16 protein-coding genes are annotated in these 17,453 nt (G+C 65.4%); 3 read left to right on the top strand and 13 right to left on the bottom strand.

Annotated elements, in window-relative coordinates; translation table 11 throughout:
• Positions 1 to 2: 2 nt before the first annotated feature.
• The 8 genes from deoC to G5V65_RS06215 form a co-directional block, all read right to left on the bottom strand.
• Complete coding sequence (deoC, locus tag G5V65_RS06250) at positions 3 to 989, bottom strand: deoxyribose-phosphate aldolase (RefSeq protein ID WP_165047984.1); 987 nt, start codon at positions 987 to 989, stop codon at positions 3 to 5.
• A gap of 95 nt (positions 990 to 1,084) precedes the next feature.
• On the bottom strand, positions 1,085 to 1,477 hold the full coding sequence (gene mnhG, locus G5V65_RS06245; RefSeq protein ID WP_165047981.1) for a monovalent cation/H(+) antiporter subunit G: 393 nt from the start codon (positions 1,475 to 1,477) through the stop codon (positions 1,085 to 1,087).
• Positions 1,474 to 1,743: a K+/H+ antiporter subunit F gene (locus tag G5V65_RS06240; protein WP_165047979.1), complete on the bottom strand. Its 270-nt coding sequence runs from the start codon at positions 1,741 to 1,743 to the stop codon at positions 1,474 to 1,476. Before G5V65_RS06240 ends, mnhG begins: the two co-directional genes overlap by 4 nt.
• Positions 1,740 to 2,231: a Na+/H+ antiporter subunit E gene (locus G5V65_RS06235; RefSeq protein WP_165047977.1), complete on the bottom strand. Its 492-nt coding sequence runs from the start codon at positions 2,229 to 2,231 to the stop codon at positions 1,740 to 1,742. Before G5V65_RS06235 ends, G5V65_RS06240 begins: the two co-directional genes overlap by 4 nt.
• A 1-nt stretch (position 2,232) precedes the next feature.
• Positions 2,233 to 3,738 (bottom strand): monovalent cation/H+ antiporter subunit D, encoded by a 1,506-nt coding sequence (locus G5V65_RS06230; protein WP_165048127.1) that lies wholly within the window; start codon positions 3,736 to 3,738, stop codon positions 2,233 to 2,235.
• Positions 3,738 to 4,079, bottom strand: coding sequence for a Na+/H+ antiporter subunit C (locus G5V65_RS06225; protein ID WP_165047974.1), 342 nt, complete (start codon positions 4,077 to 4,079; stop codon positions 3,738 to 3,740). Before G5V65_RS06225 ends, G5V65_RS06230 begins: the two co-directional genes overlap by 1 nt.
• Position 4,080: 1 nt before the next feature.
• The gene (locus G5V65_RS06220; protein ID WP_165047972.1) at positions 4,081 to 6,924 is read right to left on the bottom strand and encodes a monovalent cation/H+ antiporter subunit A; all 2,844 of its coding nucleotides are present in this window, start codon (positions 6,922 to 6,924) and stop codon (positions 4,081 to 4,083) included.
• 203 nt (positions 6,925 to 7,127) lie between these two features.
• A complete protein-coding gene (locus G5V65_RS06215; RefSeq protein WP_165048124.1) occupies positions 7,128 to 8,327 on the bottom strand; it encodes an ROK family transcriptional regulator in 1,200 nt (399 codons plus the stop codon).
• 227 nt (positions 8,328 to 8,554) lie between these two features.
• Between G5V65_RS06215 and G5V65_RS06210 the strand changes: the two genes are divergently transcribed.
• From G5V65_RS06210 to G5V65_RS06200, 3 genes are all read left to right on the top strand, one after another.
• Positions 8,555 to 9,577 carry a sugar ABC transporter substrate-binding protein gene (locus tag G5V65_RS06210; RefSeq protein ID WP_165047970.1) on the top strand — a complete coding sequence of 341 codons (1,023 nt, stop codon included), beginning with the start codon at positions 8,555 to 8,557 and terminating at the stop codon, positions 9,575 to 9,577.
• A gap of 129 nt (positions 9,578 to 9,706) precedes the next feature.
• Positions 9,707 to 10,768: an ABC transporter permease gene (locus G5V65_RS06205; protein ID WP_165047968.1), complete on the top strand. Its 1,062-nt coding sequence runs from the start codon at positions 9,707 to 9,709 to the stop codon at positions 10,766 to 10,768.
• Between the two features lie 14 nt (positions 10,769 to 10,782).
• Positions 10,783 to 11,556 (top strand): ATP-binding cassette domain-containing protein, encoded by a 774-nt coding sequence (locus tag G5V65_RS06200; protein ID WP_165047965.1) that lies wholly within the window; start codon positions 10,783 to 10,785, stop codon positions 11,554 to 11,556.
• A gap of 78 nt (positions 11,557 to 11,634) precedes the next feature.
• On the opposite strand, the gene G5V65_RS06195 is transcribed toward G5V65_RS06200, so the two are convergent.
• The 5 genes from G5V65_RS06195 to G5V65_RS06175 are packed head-to-tail and all read right to left on the bottom strand — an operon-like array spanning position 11,635 to position 17,420.
• Positions 11,635 to 12,873, bottom strand: coding sequence for a Tm-1-like ATP-binding domain-containing protein (locus G5V65_RS06195; RefSeq protein WP_165047963.1), 1,239 nt, complete (start codon positions 12,871 to 12,873; stop codon positions 11,635 to 11,637).
• Entirely contained in the window at positions 12,873 to 14,360 is a 1,488-nt protein-coding gene (locus tag G5V65_RS06190) for an aldehyde dehydrogenase family protein (protein WP_165047961.1), read from the bottom strand. Before G5V65_RS06190 ends, G5V65_RS06195 begins: the two co-directional genes overlap by 1 nt.
• Positions 14,350 to 15,852, bottom strand: coding sequence for a tripartite tricarboxylate transporter permease (locus G5V65_RS06185; protein WP_165047959.1), 1,503 nt, complete (start codon positions 15,850 to 15,852; stop codon positions 14,350 to 14,352). Before G5V65_RS06185 ends, G5V65_RS06190 begins: the two co-directional genes overlap by 11 nt.
• 11 nt (positions 15,853 to 15,863) lie before the next feature.
• Positions 15,864 to 16,415, bottom strand: a complete 552-nt coding sequence (locus G5V65_RS06180) for a tripartite tricarboxylate transporter TctB family protein (RefSeq protein WP_165047957.1) — start codon at positions 16,413 to 16,415, stop codon at positions 15,864 to 15,866.
• A gap of 57 nt (positions 16,416 to 16,472) precedes the next feature.
• Positions 16,473 to 17,420 (bottom strand): tripartite tricarboxylate transporter substrate binding protein, encoded by a 948-nt coding sequence (locus tag G5V65_RS06175; protein WP_165047954.1) that lies wholly within the window; start codon positions 17,418 to 17,420, stop codon positions 16,473 to 16,475.
• Between the last annotated feature and the right edge of the window lie 33 nt (positions 17,421 to 17,453).

Below are 17,453 nucleotides of genomic sequence, written 5' to 3'. Positions count from 1 at the left end.
TCCTATCCCATCGCATGGCGGTTGGCGGCCGAGTAGTGGCCGGTCAGGTAATGTTCGAGTTGGCGTTCGATGTCGCCCAGCAGGGAAGACGCGCCGAAGCGGAAGAGATCGGGTTGCAGCCAGGGATGGCCCAACTCGTCCTTCATCAGGGCGAGGTATAGAAGCGCATCCTTGGCCTTGGCGATGCCGCCTGCGGGTTTGTAGCCGACCTTCACCCCCGTGCGATCCTGATAGTCGCGGATGGCCCGGATCATCGTCAGTGTCACGGGCAGGGTGGCGTTGACCGACTCCTTGCCGGTGGAGGTCTTGATGAAATCCGCCCCCGCCATCATGCAGACGAGGCTGGCGCGGGCGACATTGCGGAGGGTGGCAAGCTCGCCCGTGGCGAGGATGGCCTTCACATGGGCGTTCCCGCAGGCATCGCGCATTTCGCGCATCTCGTCATAGAGCGCCTGCCAGTTGCCTGTCAGGACGTGGCGGCGCGAGATGACGATGTCGATCTCTTGCGCGCCCGCAGCGACGGAGCGGCGGATTTCCTCGATGCGGAGGTCGAAGGGCGAGAGGCCCGCCGGAAAGCCGGTGGAGACGGCGGCGACGGGGATTTTCGTGCCTTCCAGCGCGCGGACGGCGGTTTCCACCATGTCGTGATAGACGCAGACCGCGCCGGTGGTGAGCCCCTCCATCCCGAGTTTTTCCAGCATCCAGGGGGCGACGGGCTGGCGCGCCTTGGCGCAGAGCCGTTCGACGCGGCCCCAGGTATCATCACCCGAGAGGGTGGTGAGGTCGATCAGGCTGACGGCCTTCAGAAGCCATGCGGCCTGAAACTCTTTCTTCACCGAGCGGCGGCCACCCAGCGTGGCGGCGCGGCGTTCGATGGCGGAGGTATTCGCCTGCACGGCGGCGACCCAGTCGAGATCGAGCGGCATGCCGGGATTGCGCGGATGGGCGACCTGCGGAAGCTGGGTCTTGCTTGGGGTGAGTGTCTGCACGCGGTCCTCCCTTCCGGACGGGGGGAAGATGCCTGCAGGCGCTGCCCCGCGCAAGGGCGGGGATGCGATCTATCTGCTTCTTTTTTACCGTTTGGTCAGGAATCCCGTTGGGGAAGCTGCGGTTCCGGGCCTTCGGGGGCGTCGTCGAAGGTGGACCAGTCGCGGCTGACGCCGGTCTTGGGGATCTGGCCGTCGAAATGGCGTGATTGCAGATGCACCTTGGACAGGTAGTTCGCGGTGATCGGTGCCGTGACGAAGATGAAGACCATCACCAGGATTTCCTGCCAGGAGAAGCCCGTGCCGATCATCAGGCCGTGGAACATGGAGGCGAGCAGCGCGGTGCCGAGGCCGACGGTGGAGGCCTTGGTCGGGGCATGCAGGCGCTGCATCCTGTCCTTGAGGCGGATCAGGCCATAGCTGCCGGTCAGGCCGAAGAGGCCGCCCACGACAAGAAGGATGGAAAGGATGATGTCGAGGGCGAAGGTCATTCGATCACGCTCCCCCTGAGAAGGAATTTGCAGAAGGCGACGGTGCCGACGAAGCCCGTCATGGCAAAGAGCATCGCTGCCTCGAAGTTGATGCCGAGGCCGGTCTGGATGCCGTAGAGGACGATGATGGCGATGACGTTCACGACCATCGTGTCGAGCGCAAGCACGCGGTCGGCCACCGTCGGGCCGAGGATGAGGCGCCAGAGGTTCAGGATCAGGCCGAGGCCGAAACAGACGAGCGCGAAGGCAAGGGCGTAGGTGATCATTCGAAGATCCTCTTGAGCCGGGATTCGTAGCGCGACTTGATGTCGTCGCGGATGGCGTCGGGGTCGGGCGCATGCAGCGAGTGGATCAGCAGGACGCGCCCGCAGGAGGACATGTCGGCGGTGACGGTGCCGGGGGTCATGGTGATGGTTCCGGCAAGCAGGGCGATGGCCTCGGGCGATTTCAACTCGATCGGGACGCGGATCCAGGCGGACTGGATGCGATCGCGCGGCATGAACAGGACGATCTTCGCCACCTGCACATTGGCGACGATCACGTCCCAGACCACCAGAAGGACATAGGAAAGAAGCGCGGGCAGGCTATTGAGCCGGGGGCGGTGGGGCCAGTAGGGCGCGGTGATCAGGGGGATCACGGTCGCAAGGAAGGCGGCCATGACAAGGCTGCCCAGCTTCCATTGATTGACGAGGAGGAACCAGGTCAGGACCAGGAAGAGCGAGAGGTAGGGGTGGGGATAGAGGCGGCGGAGCATGTCAGTTCACCCACGGAAGCTGGTTCGCGGCGATATAGCCAGCGGGTTGGTGCAGGGCCGTGGCGGTAAGGTCGAGCCAGTCCTTGACCGGGCCTGCGAAGATGGTGAGCGCGACAAGTGCCGCTAGAAGCGCCCCGACCGAGATGAAGGCGAGGGGTTCGGAGGCATGGCCGGGTTCGGGTGCCTCGCCGGTTGCGTGGGATTTCCAGAACAGCACGGATCCGGCGCGCGCGAAGCCGAGGATCAGCAGAAGCGAGGACAGCAGCACCACCGTCCAGATCAGCGGCGCATCGCCGCGCATCGCATCGAGGACCAGCAGTTTCCCGATGAAGCCCGACAGCGGCGGCATGCCGGCCAGGGCGATGGCACCGACGAAGAACAGTCCGGCGATCAGGCCCTGCTGGGCGATCCGGGGGCGCGCGTCCAGTCGGGCGCTGCCGCGGCGGTCGGTGACGAGATCGGCGATCAGGAACAGCGCGGCCGTGGCGAGGGTGGAATGGATCAGGTAATAGAGCGCGGCCGAGGTCGCGGCGGGCGTGAAGGCCGAGAAGGCGGTGAAGATCGTGCCCATGGAGGCGATGCCGGCAAAGGCCGCCAGCCGTTGCAGCGTGGTGGCCCCCAGCACGCCAACGGCCCCGATGGCCAGGGTGACAAGCGCGGCGGGCAGCATCAGATCGCCGATCATGCTGCCGATGGCGGGGGAGTCGGGCGTGAAGAAGAGCGTGCTGCTGCGCAGGATCGCATAGGCGCCGACCTTGGTCATGATGGCAAAGAGCGCGGCGACCGGGCCCGGGGCATTGGCATAGGTGCCTGGCAGCCAGAATTGCAGCGGCACCAGCGCGCCCTTGATCGCGAAGACCGAAAGCATCAGCACGGCCGCGGCACGGATCAGGGCGGCATCCCCTTCGGGCAGGGCCGCGACCTTGACGGCGATGTCGGCCATGTTGAGCGTGCCGGTCACGGCATAGACCGTGGCCAGCGCGAAGAGGAACAGCGTGGAGGCCACGAGGTTGAAGCCGATATACTGCACCCCGGCGCGCAGCCTGTCCTTGCCTGCGCCATGGATCATCAGCCCGTAGGAGGCGATGAGAAGCACTTCGAAGAAGACGAAGAGGTTGAAGGCGTCGCCAGTCAGGAAGGCCCCGTTCAGGCCCATCAGCTGAAACAGGAAGAGCGCGTGGAAATGGCGGCCCCGCGCATCCCAATCGGTAGAGATGACGTAAAGCTGCACGCCAAGCGCAAGGATGGCCGTGAGCATCAGCATCATGGCGGAAAGCCTGTCCAGCACGAGGACGATGCCGAAGGGGGCGGGCCAGTTGCCCAGCAGATAGGCCTCTGGAGGGTTGTGGCTGGCCGCGATCAGCAGCGCCGCCGCGATGGCCCCCAGCGCCACGGTTCCCGCGAGGCCGAAGATGCGCTGCAGCGTCAGGTCGTTGCGCATGACCAGCACGATGAGCGGTGCGAGGATCGCCGGAAGGACGACCGGCGCGATGATCCAGTGCGACATCATGCGCGTGTCTCCTCTTCCTCGTCCATGTCGACCTTGTCATGGCCAGCTTCGAGCCAGGAGCCGAGCGCCATCAGCACTATGACGGCGGTCATCCCGAAGGAGATCACGATGGCCGTGAGGACGAGCGCCTGCGGCAGCGGATCGGTATAGCCCGCCGCATCCTTGGCGATGATGGCCGGAAGGCCAGGCACGATGCGGCCCGCGGCGAAGATGAAGACGTTCACGGCATAGGACAGCAGCGTCAGCCCGATGATGACGGGAAAGGTGCGCTGGCGCAGCATCAGGTAGACGCCGCTGGCGGTAAGGCTGCCGATGGCGATGGCGATCAGGGCTTCCATGTCAATTTCCCCCTTCCGGGCGATCCACGGAATAGGGATCGGCGCTGACCGTTTCGCCGGCGCGGCGGGCCAGACGGCTGAGTGAGTTGAGGGCGAGCAGCACCGCGCCGAGGACGCAGAGGAAGACGCCCAGATCGAAGATGGCGGCGGTGGCAAGCTCGAATTCCTCGAGCGGCCAGAGATGGACATAGGTGTAGCTGGAGGCGAGGAAGGGCGCGCCGAAGAGCCAGGACCCGACGCCCGCGGCGGCGGCGGTCAGGACCCCCGCGCCGATGAGGGCGTGATGGTCGATGCGCTGGCGCGCCTCTGTCCAGCCGAGGCCGGAGGCCATGTATTGCATCACGGTGGCGATGGCGAAGACGAGGCCCGCGACAAAGCCGCCGCCGGGCAGGTTGTGGCCGCGCAGGAAGATGAAGACACCGATCATCATGGCGACAGGCAGGATGAAGCGGGTGGCCATCACCATCAGCAGCGGGTGCCGGTCGCCGGCAAGGCCTGTCCGCGTGGCGGCCATGGCGCGCAGCGCGTCATTGGCGGGGCCGGGTTTCAGCAGGGCTTCGGCCAGCGCATAGATCAGCAGCGCGGCGATCCCCAGCACGATGATTTCGCCGAAGGTATCATAGCCGCGGAAATCCACGATGATGGTGTTGACCGCATTGGTGCCGCCCGCGCCCGGTTTCGACTGTTCGAGGTGATAGGCCGATATGGAGGGGAAGGCGAAGTTGCGGGTCATGATCGCATAGGCCAGGCCCGCGATGCCCGCGCCCGCGCCGATTGCGATGACGGCATCGCGAATGCGGCGGACGGGGCTGCTTTCGCGCGGGGTCTCCTTGGGCAGGAAGTTGAGCGCGAGCAGCATGAAGACCACGGTGACAACCTCGACCGTGATCTGGGTCAGCGCGAGGTCGGGGGCCGAGAGCCAGGCGAAGCCGAGCGAGATGATGAGGCCGATGATCCCGATCAGGATGAGCGAGAGCAGGCGGTTCCGGTGGATCAGCGCGACGCCCAGCGTGGCGAACATCAGAAGGCCCCAGGCAATGGCGGTGACCGGGGTTATGGCCAGCATCTCGCGCGTGCCGGGGCTGTGGGTGCCGCTGTTGAAGGCCCAGAGCGCCGTCGCGGTGATGGCGATGGTCGCGATGGCGATGGCGCGGGTAAGCGAGCCGTTGTGCAGGGCCTGCGTGAGCGCGCGCGCCCCAGCGGCAAGCGGTTCGACAATGGCGTCGAAGATCGCCTTCGCTTCGGGTCGGGGGGTGCCGTCCCACATGGCGCGCAGCCGCGGGAAGGCGGCGAGCATGGCAAAGCCGCCGCCCACGGCCGCGATCGACATCCACAGCGCGGGGGAATAGAGGCCGTGCCAGTGCTTGATATGCACCTCTTGCGCGGTGCCCGTGACGGCCGAGGCCGCGGCATCCACCAGCCAGGCCGCCGAGGCCATGGGGGCAAGGCCGATGATCACGACAAGGGTGGCCAGCAGGGCGGGGGCGGCCCAGAGGCCGAAGCCCGGATCATGGGGTTTGTGGGGATAATCGTCGCGGACCGGGCCGAGGAAGCCATGCGCGAGGAAGCGGAAGCTGTAGGCGACGGAGAAGAGCGCGCCGATCGTGGCCAGAACCGGCAGCAGCCAGTCGGGGCCGAGCGCGGTATGCGCCGCCTCTTCCAGCATCATCTCTTTCGACAGGAAGCCGTTGAAGGGCGGGATCCCGGCCATGGAAAGCGCGGCGATGCCCGCGATGGTGAAGGTGACGGGCATCAGGTGGCGCAGGCCGCCGAGGCGGCGCAGATCGCGGGTATGCGCCTCATGGTCCACGATCCCCGCCGACATGAAGAGCGCGGCCTTGAAGGTGGCATGGTTGATGATGTGGAAGATCGCGACAGTTGCCGCCTTGGCCGTGCCAAGACCCAGCAGCATGGTGATCAGGCCAAGATGGCTGACCGTGGAAAAGGCGAGAAGCGCCTTCAGGTCGTCCTTGAAGAAGGCGATCTTGGCCCCGATCACCATGGTGATCAGCCCGGCCGAGGTGACGATCCAGAACCATTCCGGCGTGCCGGCCAGCACCGGCCACATGCGGGCCATCAGGAAGATGCCGGCCTTCACCATGGTGGCCGAATGCAGGTAGGCCGAAACCGGGGTGGGGGCCGCCATCGCATGGGGAAGCCAGAAGTGGAACGGAAACTGCGCGGATTTGGTGAAAGCGCCGAGCAGGATCAGGATCAGCGCGGGCAGATACCAGCCAGAGGCCTGGATCACGACTTTCTGCGTCAGGATCACCGACAGGTCATAGCTGCCAGCGATATTGCCCAGGATCAGCATGCCCGCGATCATGGCAAGCCCGCCGCTGCCGGTGACGGCCAGCGCCATGCGCGCGCCCTGGCGGCCTTCGGGAAGGTGTTTCCAGTAGCCGATCAGCAGGAAGGACGAAAGCGAGGTAAGTTCCCAGAAGATCAGCAGAAGAAGGATGTTGTCCGACAGGACGATCCCCACCATAGCGCCCTGAAAGAGCATGAGGTAGGTGTAGAAGACCCCCATCGGATCCGACTTCGAAAGATAGAAGCGGGCATAGAGGATGATGAGAAGCCCGATCCCGAGGATCAGCCCGGCAAAGAGCAGGCCGAGGCCATCGAGCATGAAATTCGCGTTCAGCCCGAGCGAGGGCAGCCATTCGATCCGGGTCTGCACCACCTCTCCACGCAGGACGGCGGGGGCCTGAAGCGCGAGCAGCGCGAGGGCGAGCGCGGTGACGGATCCCGTGACCGTGGCGCAGGCCGTGCGTCCGGCGCGGATGAGAAGGCCCGGAAGCAGGGCTCCGAGGAAGGGCAGGGCGGCAATCAGCGCAAGGGTCATCGGAAAACAAACTCTCCCTCAGCGCCGGTATGCGACGCAGTCTTCTTATTCGACAGGAACCACCCGAAGGTTAGCCCATTCGTTTGGACGGACCCTGTCCATCTGGGCAGAATGTTCGAACAGATCAAGATGCAGATGCAGAAACCGCAGGATTTCCGGGCCATTTCGGGCCGGATTGGCCCGATTTTCGCGGACTGCGACAATCAGCCCTGCGGGATTGCCGGGTCGATCAGGTAGCGCTGGGCCAGGGGGATGGCGGCAGCACCGAGGGCGCGGGCTTCGGCGCCGACGGTGCCTTCGCGGACCTGCGGACGCTCGACGCCCGAAAGATCGAGCCGGCCGAGGGCGGCATCGGTGCGAAGGGTCAGTTCGGCGCGGACATGCGTGGGCATCCATCCGTCGATCATCACGGCTTCCAGTTCGACCAGCGCCGCGGCAGAGAGGGTGGCATAGGCCAGTCCTTCGGCGGCATGCTGGATCCAGTGATCGAGGAGGTGGTCGGAGACGCGCCATTCGGCATGCTGTTCCCAAAGGTGATCGGCACTTTCGCCCGCGGCTTCCATCATTTCGGCCAGGCGCGACATCGAGGCGACATCGAACAGGCGTTGCAGCGTGCCATCGGGGCCGGGAACGGGCATGGGGCCGACACCGCCCGCATTGCCGGTGCGCCCCGGAAAGAGCTGACCGTTCAGCACCAGCCCGCCACCGATGAAGGTGCCGAAATAGAAATAGAGAAAGTCCTTCGGCTTTTCGCCCGTTCCGAAGACCAGTTCCGCGCCGCAGGCGGCAGTGGCATCGTTCTGGACATGGACCGGCATGCCCGCGATGGCCGAGATTTCGGCGGCGATGTCGCGATCCCGCCAGGCGTCCATTTCCGTCTGCGGCGCCCCGATGTAGCGCACCCAGTTCCAGAGCTGGAAGGGCATGGCGATGCCGATGCCGCCGACGCGGTCGCGCAGGGCGGCGGGCAGATTTTCCAGAACCGCGGGCAGCGCCTCGGTGACGAAGGCCACGACCGTGCCGGGGGTGGGGTAGCGATAGACGCGGCGGCGCGTGGCGCGGACCCGGCCGAGGAAATCGACCAGCATGAGATCGGCAGACCGGCGGCCGATCTTCAGCCCGATGAAGAAGGCCCCCTCGGCATCCAGCGACATCGGGACGGAGGGTTGGCCGATGCGGCCGCGGATCGGTTCCCCGCGCAGCAAGAGCCCGTCCTGTTCGAGGCTGCGCATGATGACGGACACGGTCTGCACCGAAAGCCCCGTCATGCGCGCAAGATCGGACTTGGCGAGCGGCCCTTGCCGACGCAGGATGGAAAGGACGAGCCTTTCGTTATGCGCGCGCATGCCGGACTGGTTCGATCCCCGGAAGCCCGTGGCTTCGGGGTGCAGACGATCCGGCATCGTCTCGGCCAATGGTCGCACGTCTCCTCCCGCTCCGGGTGTGTTGCCCGGTTTTGAGGCGAGGATGCGCGGGGAATCGGCAGCCTGTCAATAATAATTCAGAGTGATTTAATTATCTTGACGCGAGGGCGGGAATCGGCTTTCTTGGCTGCGTCGCAAGGGGGGATGTCCCTTCACGGCATGTCACAAAGGGGGGGCACCCCCGGATTTTCTTGGGAGGAAAATCAATGAAATTCAAAGCTAAGGCCCTTGCGGGCGCTGCCACGCTTGCCCTGATGTCGGCTGTTCCGGCCATGGCGCAGGACGTTTCTGCCTGCCTGATCACCAAGACCGACACCAACCCCTTCTTCGTCAAGATGAAGGAAGGCGCCGAAGCCAAGGCTGCGGAACTGGGTGTGACCCTGAAATCCTATGCCGGCAAGGTGGACGGTGACCATGACAGCCAGGTCGCGGCCATCGAAGCCTGCATCGCCGACGGTGCCAAGGGCATCCTGATCGCCGCCTCGGACACCAAGGCGATCGTCGATTCGGTGAAGAAGGCGCAAGAGGCCGGCATGGTCGTCATCGCGCTGGACACCCCCCTTGATCCGGCTGATGCCGCCGATGCGACCTTCGCGACCGACAACCTGGAAGCCGGCAAGCTGATCGGTGCATGGGCTGCCGCCACGCTGGGTGCCGAGGCCGCCAATGCCAAGATCGGCTTCCTGAACCTGACCCCGTCCGAGCCGACCGTGGACGTCCTGCGCAACCAGGGCTTCATGATGGGCTTCGGGATCGACGTGAAGGACCCCAACGATATCGGCGACGAGGATGATCCGCGCATCGTCGGCCACGACATCACCAACGGCAACGAAGAAGGCGGCCGCAAGGCGATGGAGAACCTTCTGCAGATCAACCCCGACATCAACGTGATCCACACGATCAACGAACCGGCCGCCGTGGGTGCCTATCAGGCGCTGAAGGCGATCGGCAAGGAAAACGACGTGCTGATCGTGTCGGTTGACGGCGGCTGCCCGGGCGTGGCCTCGGTCAAGGACGGCGTGATCGGTGCGACCTCGCAGCAGTACCCGCTGATGATGGCGGCGCTGGGCGTGGAAGCGATCAAGAAGTGGGCCGACGAAGGCGTGAAGCCGGAGCCGACCCCGGGCAAGGCCTTCTTCGACACCGGCGTGGCGCTGATCACCGACAAGCCCGCCGAAGGCGTGCCGTCGATCGACACCACCAAGGGCACCGAGCTCTGCTGGGGCTGATCTGAAAAGACTTGCGCGGGGGGCCTGTCCCCCCGCACGATCCCGGAAGGGAGAAAACGGGGGCGGCTCTCGATCAGGGCCGCCCTTCGTCTAGGCAGCGCCCGGATGGCGGGTTGAACGGGGGGACAGATGAGTCAGCCACAGGAATTCGAAAAGGTTCTCGACAAGAGCGCGACCACGGTCGCCCATTTCGAGGAACAGAAAAGCGGCCTTCGCAAGCTGCAGCACTTCCTGCATTCCAACCCGGCCGCCGTGCCGATGATCGTGCTTGTCGCGCTGATCATCATCTTTGGCCTTGCGCGGGGGGAGCGGTTCTTTTCCGCCTATACCCTGACGCTGATCATGCAGCAGGTGGCGGTGGTGGGTATCCTTGCTTCGGCCCAGACGCTGGTGATCCTGACGGCGGGTATCGACCTGTCGATCGGCGTTCTGATGGTCTTTGCCTTTGTCATCATGGGCAATTTCGTTCTCGCCTATGAAATGCCCGCCATGGTGGCGATCCTTGCCGGGTTCCTGATCGCAGGGGGCGGGGGGGCGTTGAACGGTTATCTGGTCTCGCGCCTGAAACTGCCGCCCTTCATCGTGACGCTGGGCACCTGGAACATCATCATGGCGATCTGTCTGATCTATTCGGAGAACGCCACATTGCGAGAGGCGGACCTGACGGCGCAGACCCAGTTGCTGCACATTTTCGGCACCAGCTTCAAGATCGGCGGCGCGGTTGTGACGCTGGGCGTGGTCGCCATGCTGGCGCTGTATGTGGGCCTGTGGTTCATGCTGAACAACACGGCTTTCGGGCGCCATATCTATGCCGTCGGCGATGATCCGGACGCCGCAGATCTGGCCGGGATCCGCACGAACAACGTGCTGCTGAAGACCTATACGCTGGCGGGCCTGATCGCGGGTCTGGCGGCCTGGGTGTCCATCGGGCGGAACGGTTCGATCTCGCCGTCCACCGTCGTCACCGACTTCAACCTGCAAGCCATCACGGCTGCGGTGATCGGGGGCATCTCGCTGTTTGGCGGGCGCGGATCGATCCTTGGCGTGCTGTTCGGGACGCTGATCGTCGGCGTGATGAGCATGGGGCTGAATATGCTGGGCGCGGACCCGCAGTGGAAGGTGCTTTTGACCGGGATCCTGATCATCGGCGCCGTCGCCATTGACCAGTGGATCCGCAAGGTTTCGGGCTAAGGGAGGGACGAGACATGGCTGAACCCATTCTGACCGCACGCGGATTGACCAAGCGCTATGGTCGCGTGACCGCGCTCGACAATTGCGACTTCGACCTCTACCCCGGCGAGATCCTTGCCGTGATCGGGGATAACGGGGCGGGCAAGTCCACCCTCATCAAGGCGCTTTGCGGTGCCGTGGTGCCGGACGAGGGCGAGATCAAGCTGGACGGCAAACCCGTCCACTTCACCAACCCGATGCAGGCGCGCAATGCCGGGATCGAGACGGTGTATCAGAACCTTGCCCTTTCGCCCGCGCTTTCCATCGCGGACAACATGTTCATGGGGCGCGAGATCCGCAAGCCGGGCGTGATGGGGTCGATGTTGCGGATGCTGGATCGCAAGGCGATGGAAAAGATCGCGCGCGAGAAACTGTCCGAACTGGGCCTGATGACGATCCAGAACATCGGGCAGGCGGTGGAAACGCTTTCGGGTGGCCAGCGTCAGGGCGTGGCCGTGGCGCGGGCGGCGGCCTTCGGGTCCAAGGTGGTGATCATGGACGAACCCACCGCCGCGCTGGGGGTGAAGGAAAGCCGCCGCGTGCTGGAACTGATCCTTGACGTGAAGAAGCGGGGGCTGCCGATCATCCTGATCAGCCACAACATGCCGCACGTCTTCGAAGTGGCGGACCGCATCCACATTCACCGACTGGGCAAGCGTCTTTGCGTGATTGACCCGAAGGAATACACGATGTCGGACGCGGTGGCCTTCATGACCGGGGCCAAGGTGCCGGATCACGTCATCGCCTGATGCATGCCTTGACAGCCCGGCGAAGCCCCGGAACGGGGGCTTCGCCGGGTTTTTCTTTGATGCCGGGGCTTGGCCGGATCAGGCCCGCGGCAGCAGGCCGCCCGCGATCCAGCGGTCTACGATGGCGAGGGCCGCATCGCTGAAGGCCGGATCGTTGATATGGGCGTCGAGTTCCACCAGCGAGACGTTCGGCGCGCAGCATTTGCGGATCTCGTCGACGAAGGCGGCAAGGCCCGCCGCATCCTGCAAGGGGCCGCCGGGGCGATCCCATTCGTTGCCGCCATGCAGGGGAAGAAGGAACACCGTCTCGGCCTTTGCGCCTGAGAGCTTGGCCATGATCTGGCGCGCCATGGCGCGGCGCTGTTCGGCATCCAGAACGACGGATGAAAGCAGCCGGTTATGGGCGTGGAAGGGGTTTTCGGCAAAGCGGTCGGGCAGGGGATGCCAGCCCACCAGATCGACCAGATCGTAGCAGCCGATGGAAACGATCTGTGGCAGGCCGCGCGCGCCTGCGGCTGTCATGCGGTCGGGGCCGGCGCTGATGGCGGAACCGAACAGGTGATTGCCCACCTCTTGCGGGGCAAGGTCGAGGACGGCGGCGAAGGCGCCTTCGGCGGCAAGGCTTTCGAAGGCGCGGCCGCCCATGCCGGTTGCATGGAACACGGCCACCTCGAAACCCCGCGCCTCGAGCGCGGGTTTGAGGGACACCATATAGCGCAGGACGGTCTTGCCGAAGCTGGTCATCCCGATCATCGGGCGGTCGCGGCGGGGCGGTTCCACCGCGCGCGCCGCGCCCAGAACGGCCCCTGCCGCCTGCGAGAGCGATGCCTTGCAGATGGCGTTGAGGCCATAGAGCCCGCCTGCCCAGAGGATCATCTGGATATCTGCGGGCAGCCGTTCCGGCGGGATCATGGGCGAAAAGCTGACGGTGGAGACCACGTATTTCGGCACGCCCAGCGGCAGGGCGGAACAGAGATCGAGCGCCAGGTCCGTGCCCATGGTGCCGCCCAGCACGATCACGCCATGGATGCGGCCTTCGGCATGCAGCCGGGCGGCTAGGCGGGCAGAGCCTGCGGCCATGATCTGCATGGCGGTATTCTCATCCCCGGCGGCGATGGCCGCGGCGATGCTGGATCCTGCCGCCTCGGCCACCTGATGCTTGGAGATGTCGGCGGGTGTGGCGGGATCGCCCAGAACCGACACATCCATCGTGATGACCCGCCCGCCCTGGGCGCGGATCACATCGGCCATATAGGCCAGTTCGTCATTCTTCGTGTCCCAGGTGCCTGCGACAAGGATCGTGCGGTCGGCGGCCATCACAGTTGAATCCATCCGGTCTTGAGATCGGTGTATTTGTCCAATGCGTGCAGCGACTTGTCCGCCCCGTTGCCGGATTGCCGGGTGCCGGACAGGGGCACGGTGATATCGGCGCCGCCATAGGTGTTCACATGCACCACGCCCGCGCGGATGCCCCGCAGCATGCGATGCGCGCGGCCGAGGTTGCCTGTCCAGACGCCTGCGGCCAGGCCGTAATCGGTGGCATTGGCCAGATGCAGGGCCTCTTGTTCGGTAGAGAAGGGGGTCACGGCGAGGACGGGGCCGAAGACTTCGTTCCGGAAGAGGCGGTGGTGGGGGGCGACGCCCGTGACGATGGCCGGATCCATGTAATAACCGCCCGTATCTGCAAGGATGCGGTTGCCGCCGGTCACGAGTTCGCCGCCTTCGGCGGTGGCGTCGGTCACGAAGCGCAGGTTGGCCTCCAGTTGCGTCAGGGAGTTGATCGCGCCGATCTGGCTTGTCAGTTGCAGCGGATTGCCGACCGACATCTGCGTCGTGGCCCGGGTCAGCGCGTCGATGAAGGCATCATGGATGGATGCCTCGACCAGAAGGCGGGAACCGGCGACGCAGACCTGGCCTGCATTGCGGAATATGGCCATGGCCGCGGCCTTGGCGGCAGCAGCGATATCGGGGGCATCGGCAAAGACGATGTTGGGCGACTTGCCCCCCAGTTCCAGATAGCAGCGCTTGAGGTTGGAACGGGCGGAATATTCCAGCAGCCGCCGCCCGGTGGCACCTGATCCCGTGAAGACCAGCACATCGACATCGGGCGAAAGCGCCAGCGCCTCGCCCGTGATTGCGCCGGGGCCGGTGACGACATTGAAGACGCCGGGCGGCACCCCGGCCTCGAGCGCGAGTTCGGCAAGGCGCAGCAGGGTAAGCGAGGCGGTTTCAGCCGGTTTCAGAACCACGGAATTGCCCATGGCAAGGGCCGGGGCGATCTTCCATGCGCCGATCATCAGAGGGAAATTCCACGGCACGATGGCCCCGACGACGCCGATGGGTTCGCGGTGGACCAGCGCCAGCACATTGGCCTGCGTCGGCGCGATCTCGCCATGGATCTTGTCGATCGCCTCGGCATAGTAGCGGAAGGTGCCGGCGGCGCTGCCCGGTTCGGCCTTGAGCGCCATGGAGATTTCGGTGCCGTTGTCGCGCACGCCGAGAACGGCCAGTTCGAGGGCGTGCCTGTCGATCAGATCGGCGAGGCGGTGCAGGACCTTCTTGCGTTCGGCGGGGGGCCTTGCAGACCAGCGGCCATCTTCGAAGGCCGCGCGGGCATCCGCGCAGGCGCGGGCGACATCCGCGGCGGAGGCTGTGGCGAGGGTTGTCAGACGCGATCCGTCGATGGGGGAAAGGACGGGCATCGGCGCGCCCGAGCCATCCTGCCATGCCCCGCCGATCAGCAGGCGTTGGGGGGGGACCGGTGTGGCGGCAAGCCGGTCGATGGTTGCTTGGTCAAGTGTCATTGATCTGCCAGTCCTCGCGCGGGCGGCGTGCCTTGATCGCCCCCCGGATGGTGAAGAAGAGAAGCAGGGCGAGCCCTGCAAGAATGACGGCCGAGATCGGCCGTGTGACGAAGATCGAAAGGTCGCCGCCCGCGCCGCCCATGGCCTGGCGGAAGCGACTTTCGAGGATCGGTCCCATGACGACGCCCAGCAGGATGGGCGTCAGCGGCCAACGGTGGCTGCGCAGGATGTAGCCCAGCACGGCAAAGGCCATGGCGAGGCCGACATCCGAGAAATTGTAGTTCGAGGCATAGGTGCCGATGAGCGAGAGCGTGAGGATCGCCACACCGAGGAAGCGCTTGTTGATCAGGGCGGCGCGGGCAATGGTATTGGTGGCGACGAGAAGGAACAGGATGATGACCAGGTTCATGGCCAGCAACGTCCAGTAAAGCCCGGCCACGAATTCCGGCCGGTTCAGGAAGAGATCCGGCCCCGGGATCACGTTATGCACCAGAAAGACCGCCAGCATCATGGCTGTCAGTTCCTCGCCCGGGATGCCCAAGGCCAGCATGGGGATCAGCGCGGCGGGGGGGACGGCGTTGTTCGTGGCCTCGGAGACGATGATGCCTTCAGGGGCGCCCTTGCCGAAGAGATGCCCTTCCTTCGACAGCTTGCGCGCCCAGACATAGTTCACCTGCTGCGCGAGGAATTCCCCCACGCCCGGCATGATGCCGCAGATGATGCCGAAGACGGAGGAGCCGAAGAGCGTGACCTTGTAGCGGAACACCTCGAGGAAGCCCTGGAAGAAATGGCCCTTCAACTGCACGGATTGGCGCGTGGTGTCGCGCCCGGTGAGCTGGATCAGCGCCTCGGACATGGCGAAAAGGCCGATGACCATCGGCACCAGGGGGATGCCCTGGATCAGCCAGCTTTGGCCAAAGCTGTAGCGCTGGGTGGAATAGGCGGTTTCGATCCCCACCGTGGCAAGGAACAGGCCGAAGGCCAGCGCCGCCGTTGCCTCGACCCGCCGCCCGCCATGGCCGATGACGACAAGGACGAGGGCGGCGAAGGCCAGCATGGCGAATTCGGCCGAACCGAAGTTCTTGGCTACTTCGGCGAGGGGCCTTGTCAGCAGCATGAGGGCCAGGACCGCCAGCACGCCGCCGACAAAGGAAGAGGAATAGGCAAGGCTCAGGGCGCGGCGCGCTTCGCCCCGGTCGACGAAGGGCCGTGCCTCGAGCGCGGTCAGCACGGCGACCGGGCTGCCGGGGGTGTTGATCATGATGGCGGGGATGGCCGAGCCATAGGCAGAGCCGCAATAGACGCCGAGGAGGAGGGTCATCCCGGTAAGCGGGTCCATCGCAAAGGTGCTGGGCAGCAGGATCGAGATGGTCACGGCGGCCCCGGCCCCGGGGATGGCCCCCACGATGACGCCAAGGATGGCCCCGATGCACATGGTCAGGAACAGCGCGGGATCGGCAAGTTGCTGCAGGCCGAGAAACAGGAAATCCATCGCCGCGCCTTTCAGAACCAGCGCATCAGCGCAAGGCGGATGCCATCGGGGAACAGGTCATAAAGCCCGGGCGCGGGCATCCAGACGCCCAGCCCCGCACGGAAGACCGCGATCATGAAGAGCGAAAGCCCGATGCCCGCCCAGATCCAGCGCGCGGCCCGCAGTCCGACCCGCCACAACAGGCCAAGGACGAAGACCAGTGTCGCGGGGAAATAGCCCAGATGCTGGATCGCCCAGATATAGGCCGCGTAATAGGCGAGGAATTCGGCGGGACGGAGCCAGCCCAGAACCTTTGCCCGTGCGTCTGCCCATTCCTCGGCCGTGGCCGGGTGCGCCCGCAGATCGGCGGCATCGCGCCAAAGCGTCACCAGATTTGCCGCCACCAGCAGGGCAAGCGCGATCCCCGGCGCAAAGGCGGGCCGAGTCCACCACCCGCCCGAAGCCTGCCCCGTCCGTGTGGCCACCCCGATCAGCGCCAGCAGCAGCAGCGAGATTGCCGCGAAGATGAGCGCCAGCGCCATGCTTTCCAGACGGTTCGCCTGTGGTTCGTCCGGGTCCGTCATCCTTGCCCCCGCGCAAATGGGCAGGGCGCGGCCCGCAGGCCGCGCCCTGCCCGAACCTTACTCGGTCACGCCCAGCTTTTCGCGCAGGGCGGCCAGATCGACCATGTCCTTGGCCACCTGTTCGGTCGCCGCCGCCTGATCCTGCCAATAGACCAGCGCGCCGGTCGTCTTGGCGATCTCTTGCGCGGCCTCGCTTGCCACGACGGTCTGCGCCACGGCGGCGATCTTGTCCTTCACCTCTTGCGGGGTGCCCTTGGGCACGAAGAGCCCGTTCCAGAGCGAGGCCCCCTGCAGGGCGGGCACCTGTTCACCCAGCGTCGGGACATCGGGCGTGATCGCGGTGCGGTCGCCGGTGATCGTTGCCAGCACCTTGATTTCGCCCAGGCAGGACAGCACCAGCTGTGCCGTGGTGTTTATCACATCCGCGTCGCCATTGGCGAGGGTGGAGCAATCCACCGCGTCGAAGGCGGCTTCGGCGCTGAAGGCACCGCCCAGTTCCTGCACTCCATAGACCGTCATCATCGTGGGTTCGATGCCATAGCCGAAATGGCCAAGGCGCACGGGGTTGGCCTTCGAATATTCGGCCAGTTCGGCCATGCTGGAATAGGGGGCGTCGGCCTTGGCCGCGATCAGGAAGGGATAGGTCAGGAAGATCCCCACCGGTTCGAGCGCGTCAGCCGCGAACTGGGCATCGGGGCCCATGGTCTTGACCGTTGGAATGCCGACGGTCAGCGAGCCGATGGTGTAGCCATCGGGTGCCGCGGTGGCCACATCCAGCCCGCCCACGACGCCGCCCCCGCCCGGCTTGTTCACGACGGCTGCCGGAACGCCGGTCTGGGCCTGCAGTTCTTCGGCGATCATGCGTGTCAGCACATCCTCCAGATCGCCGGGGGGCCAGGGGACCACGAAGGTGACGGGTTTTTCGGGGTATTCGGCAAGGGCTGCCCCGCCGAGGGCGGCGAGGGCAAGCGCAGCCGCGCTGCCCAGAAGGGCGATTTTCTTCATCCGGCTTCTCCGCTGTTGGTGGTTCATTATTTG

Origin of the sequence: Paragemmobacter kunshanensis, assembly GCF_011059185.1 — a bacterium.
GTDB lineage: Bacteria > Pseudomonadota > Alphaproteobacteria > Rhodobacterales > Rhodobacteraceae > Paragemmobacter > Paragemmobacter kunshanensis.
The sequence above is the reverse complement of the archived record's forward strand: the minus strand, read 5'-3'. Positions and strand labels throughout refer to the sequence as shown.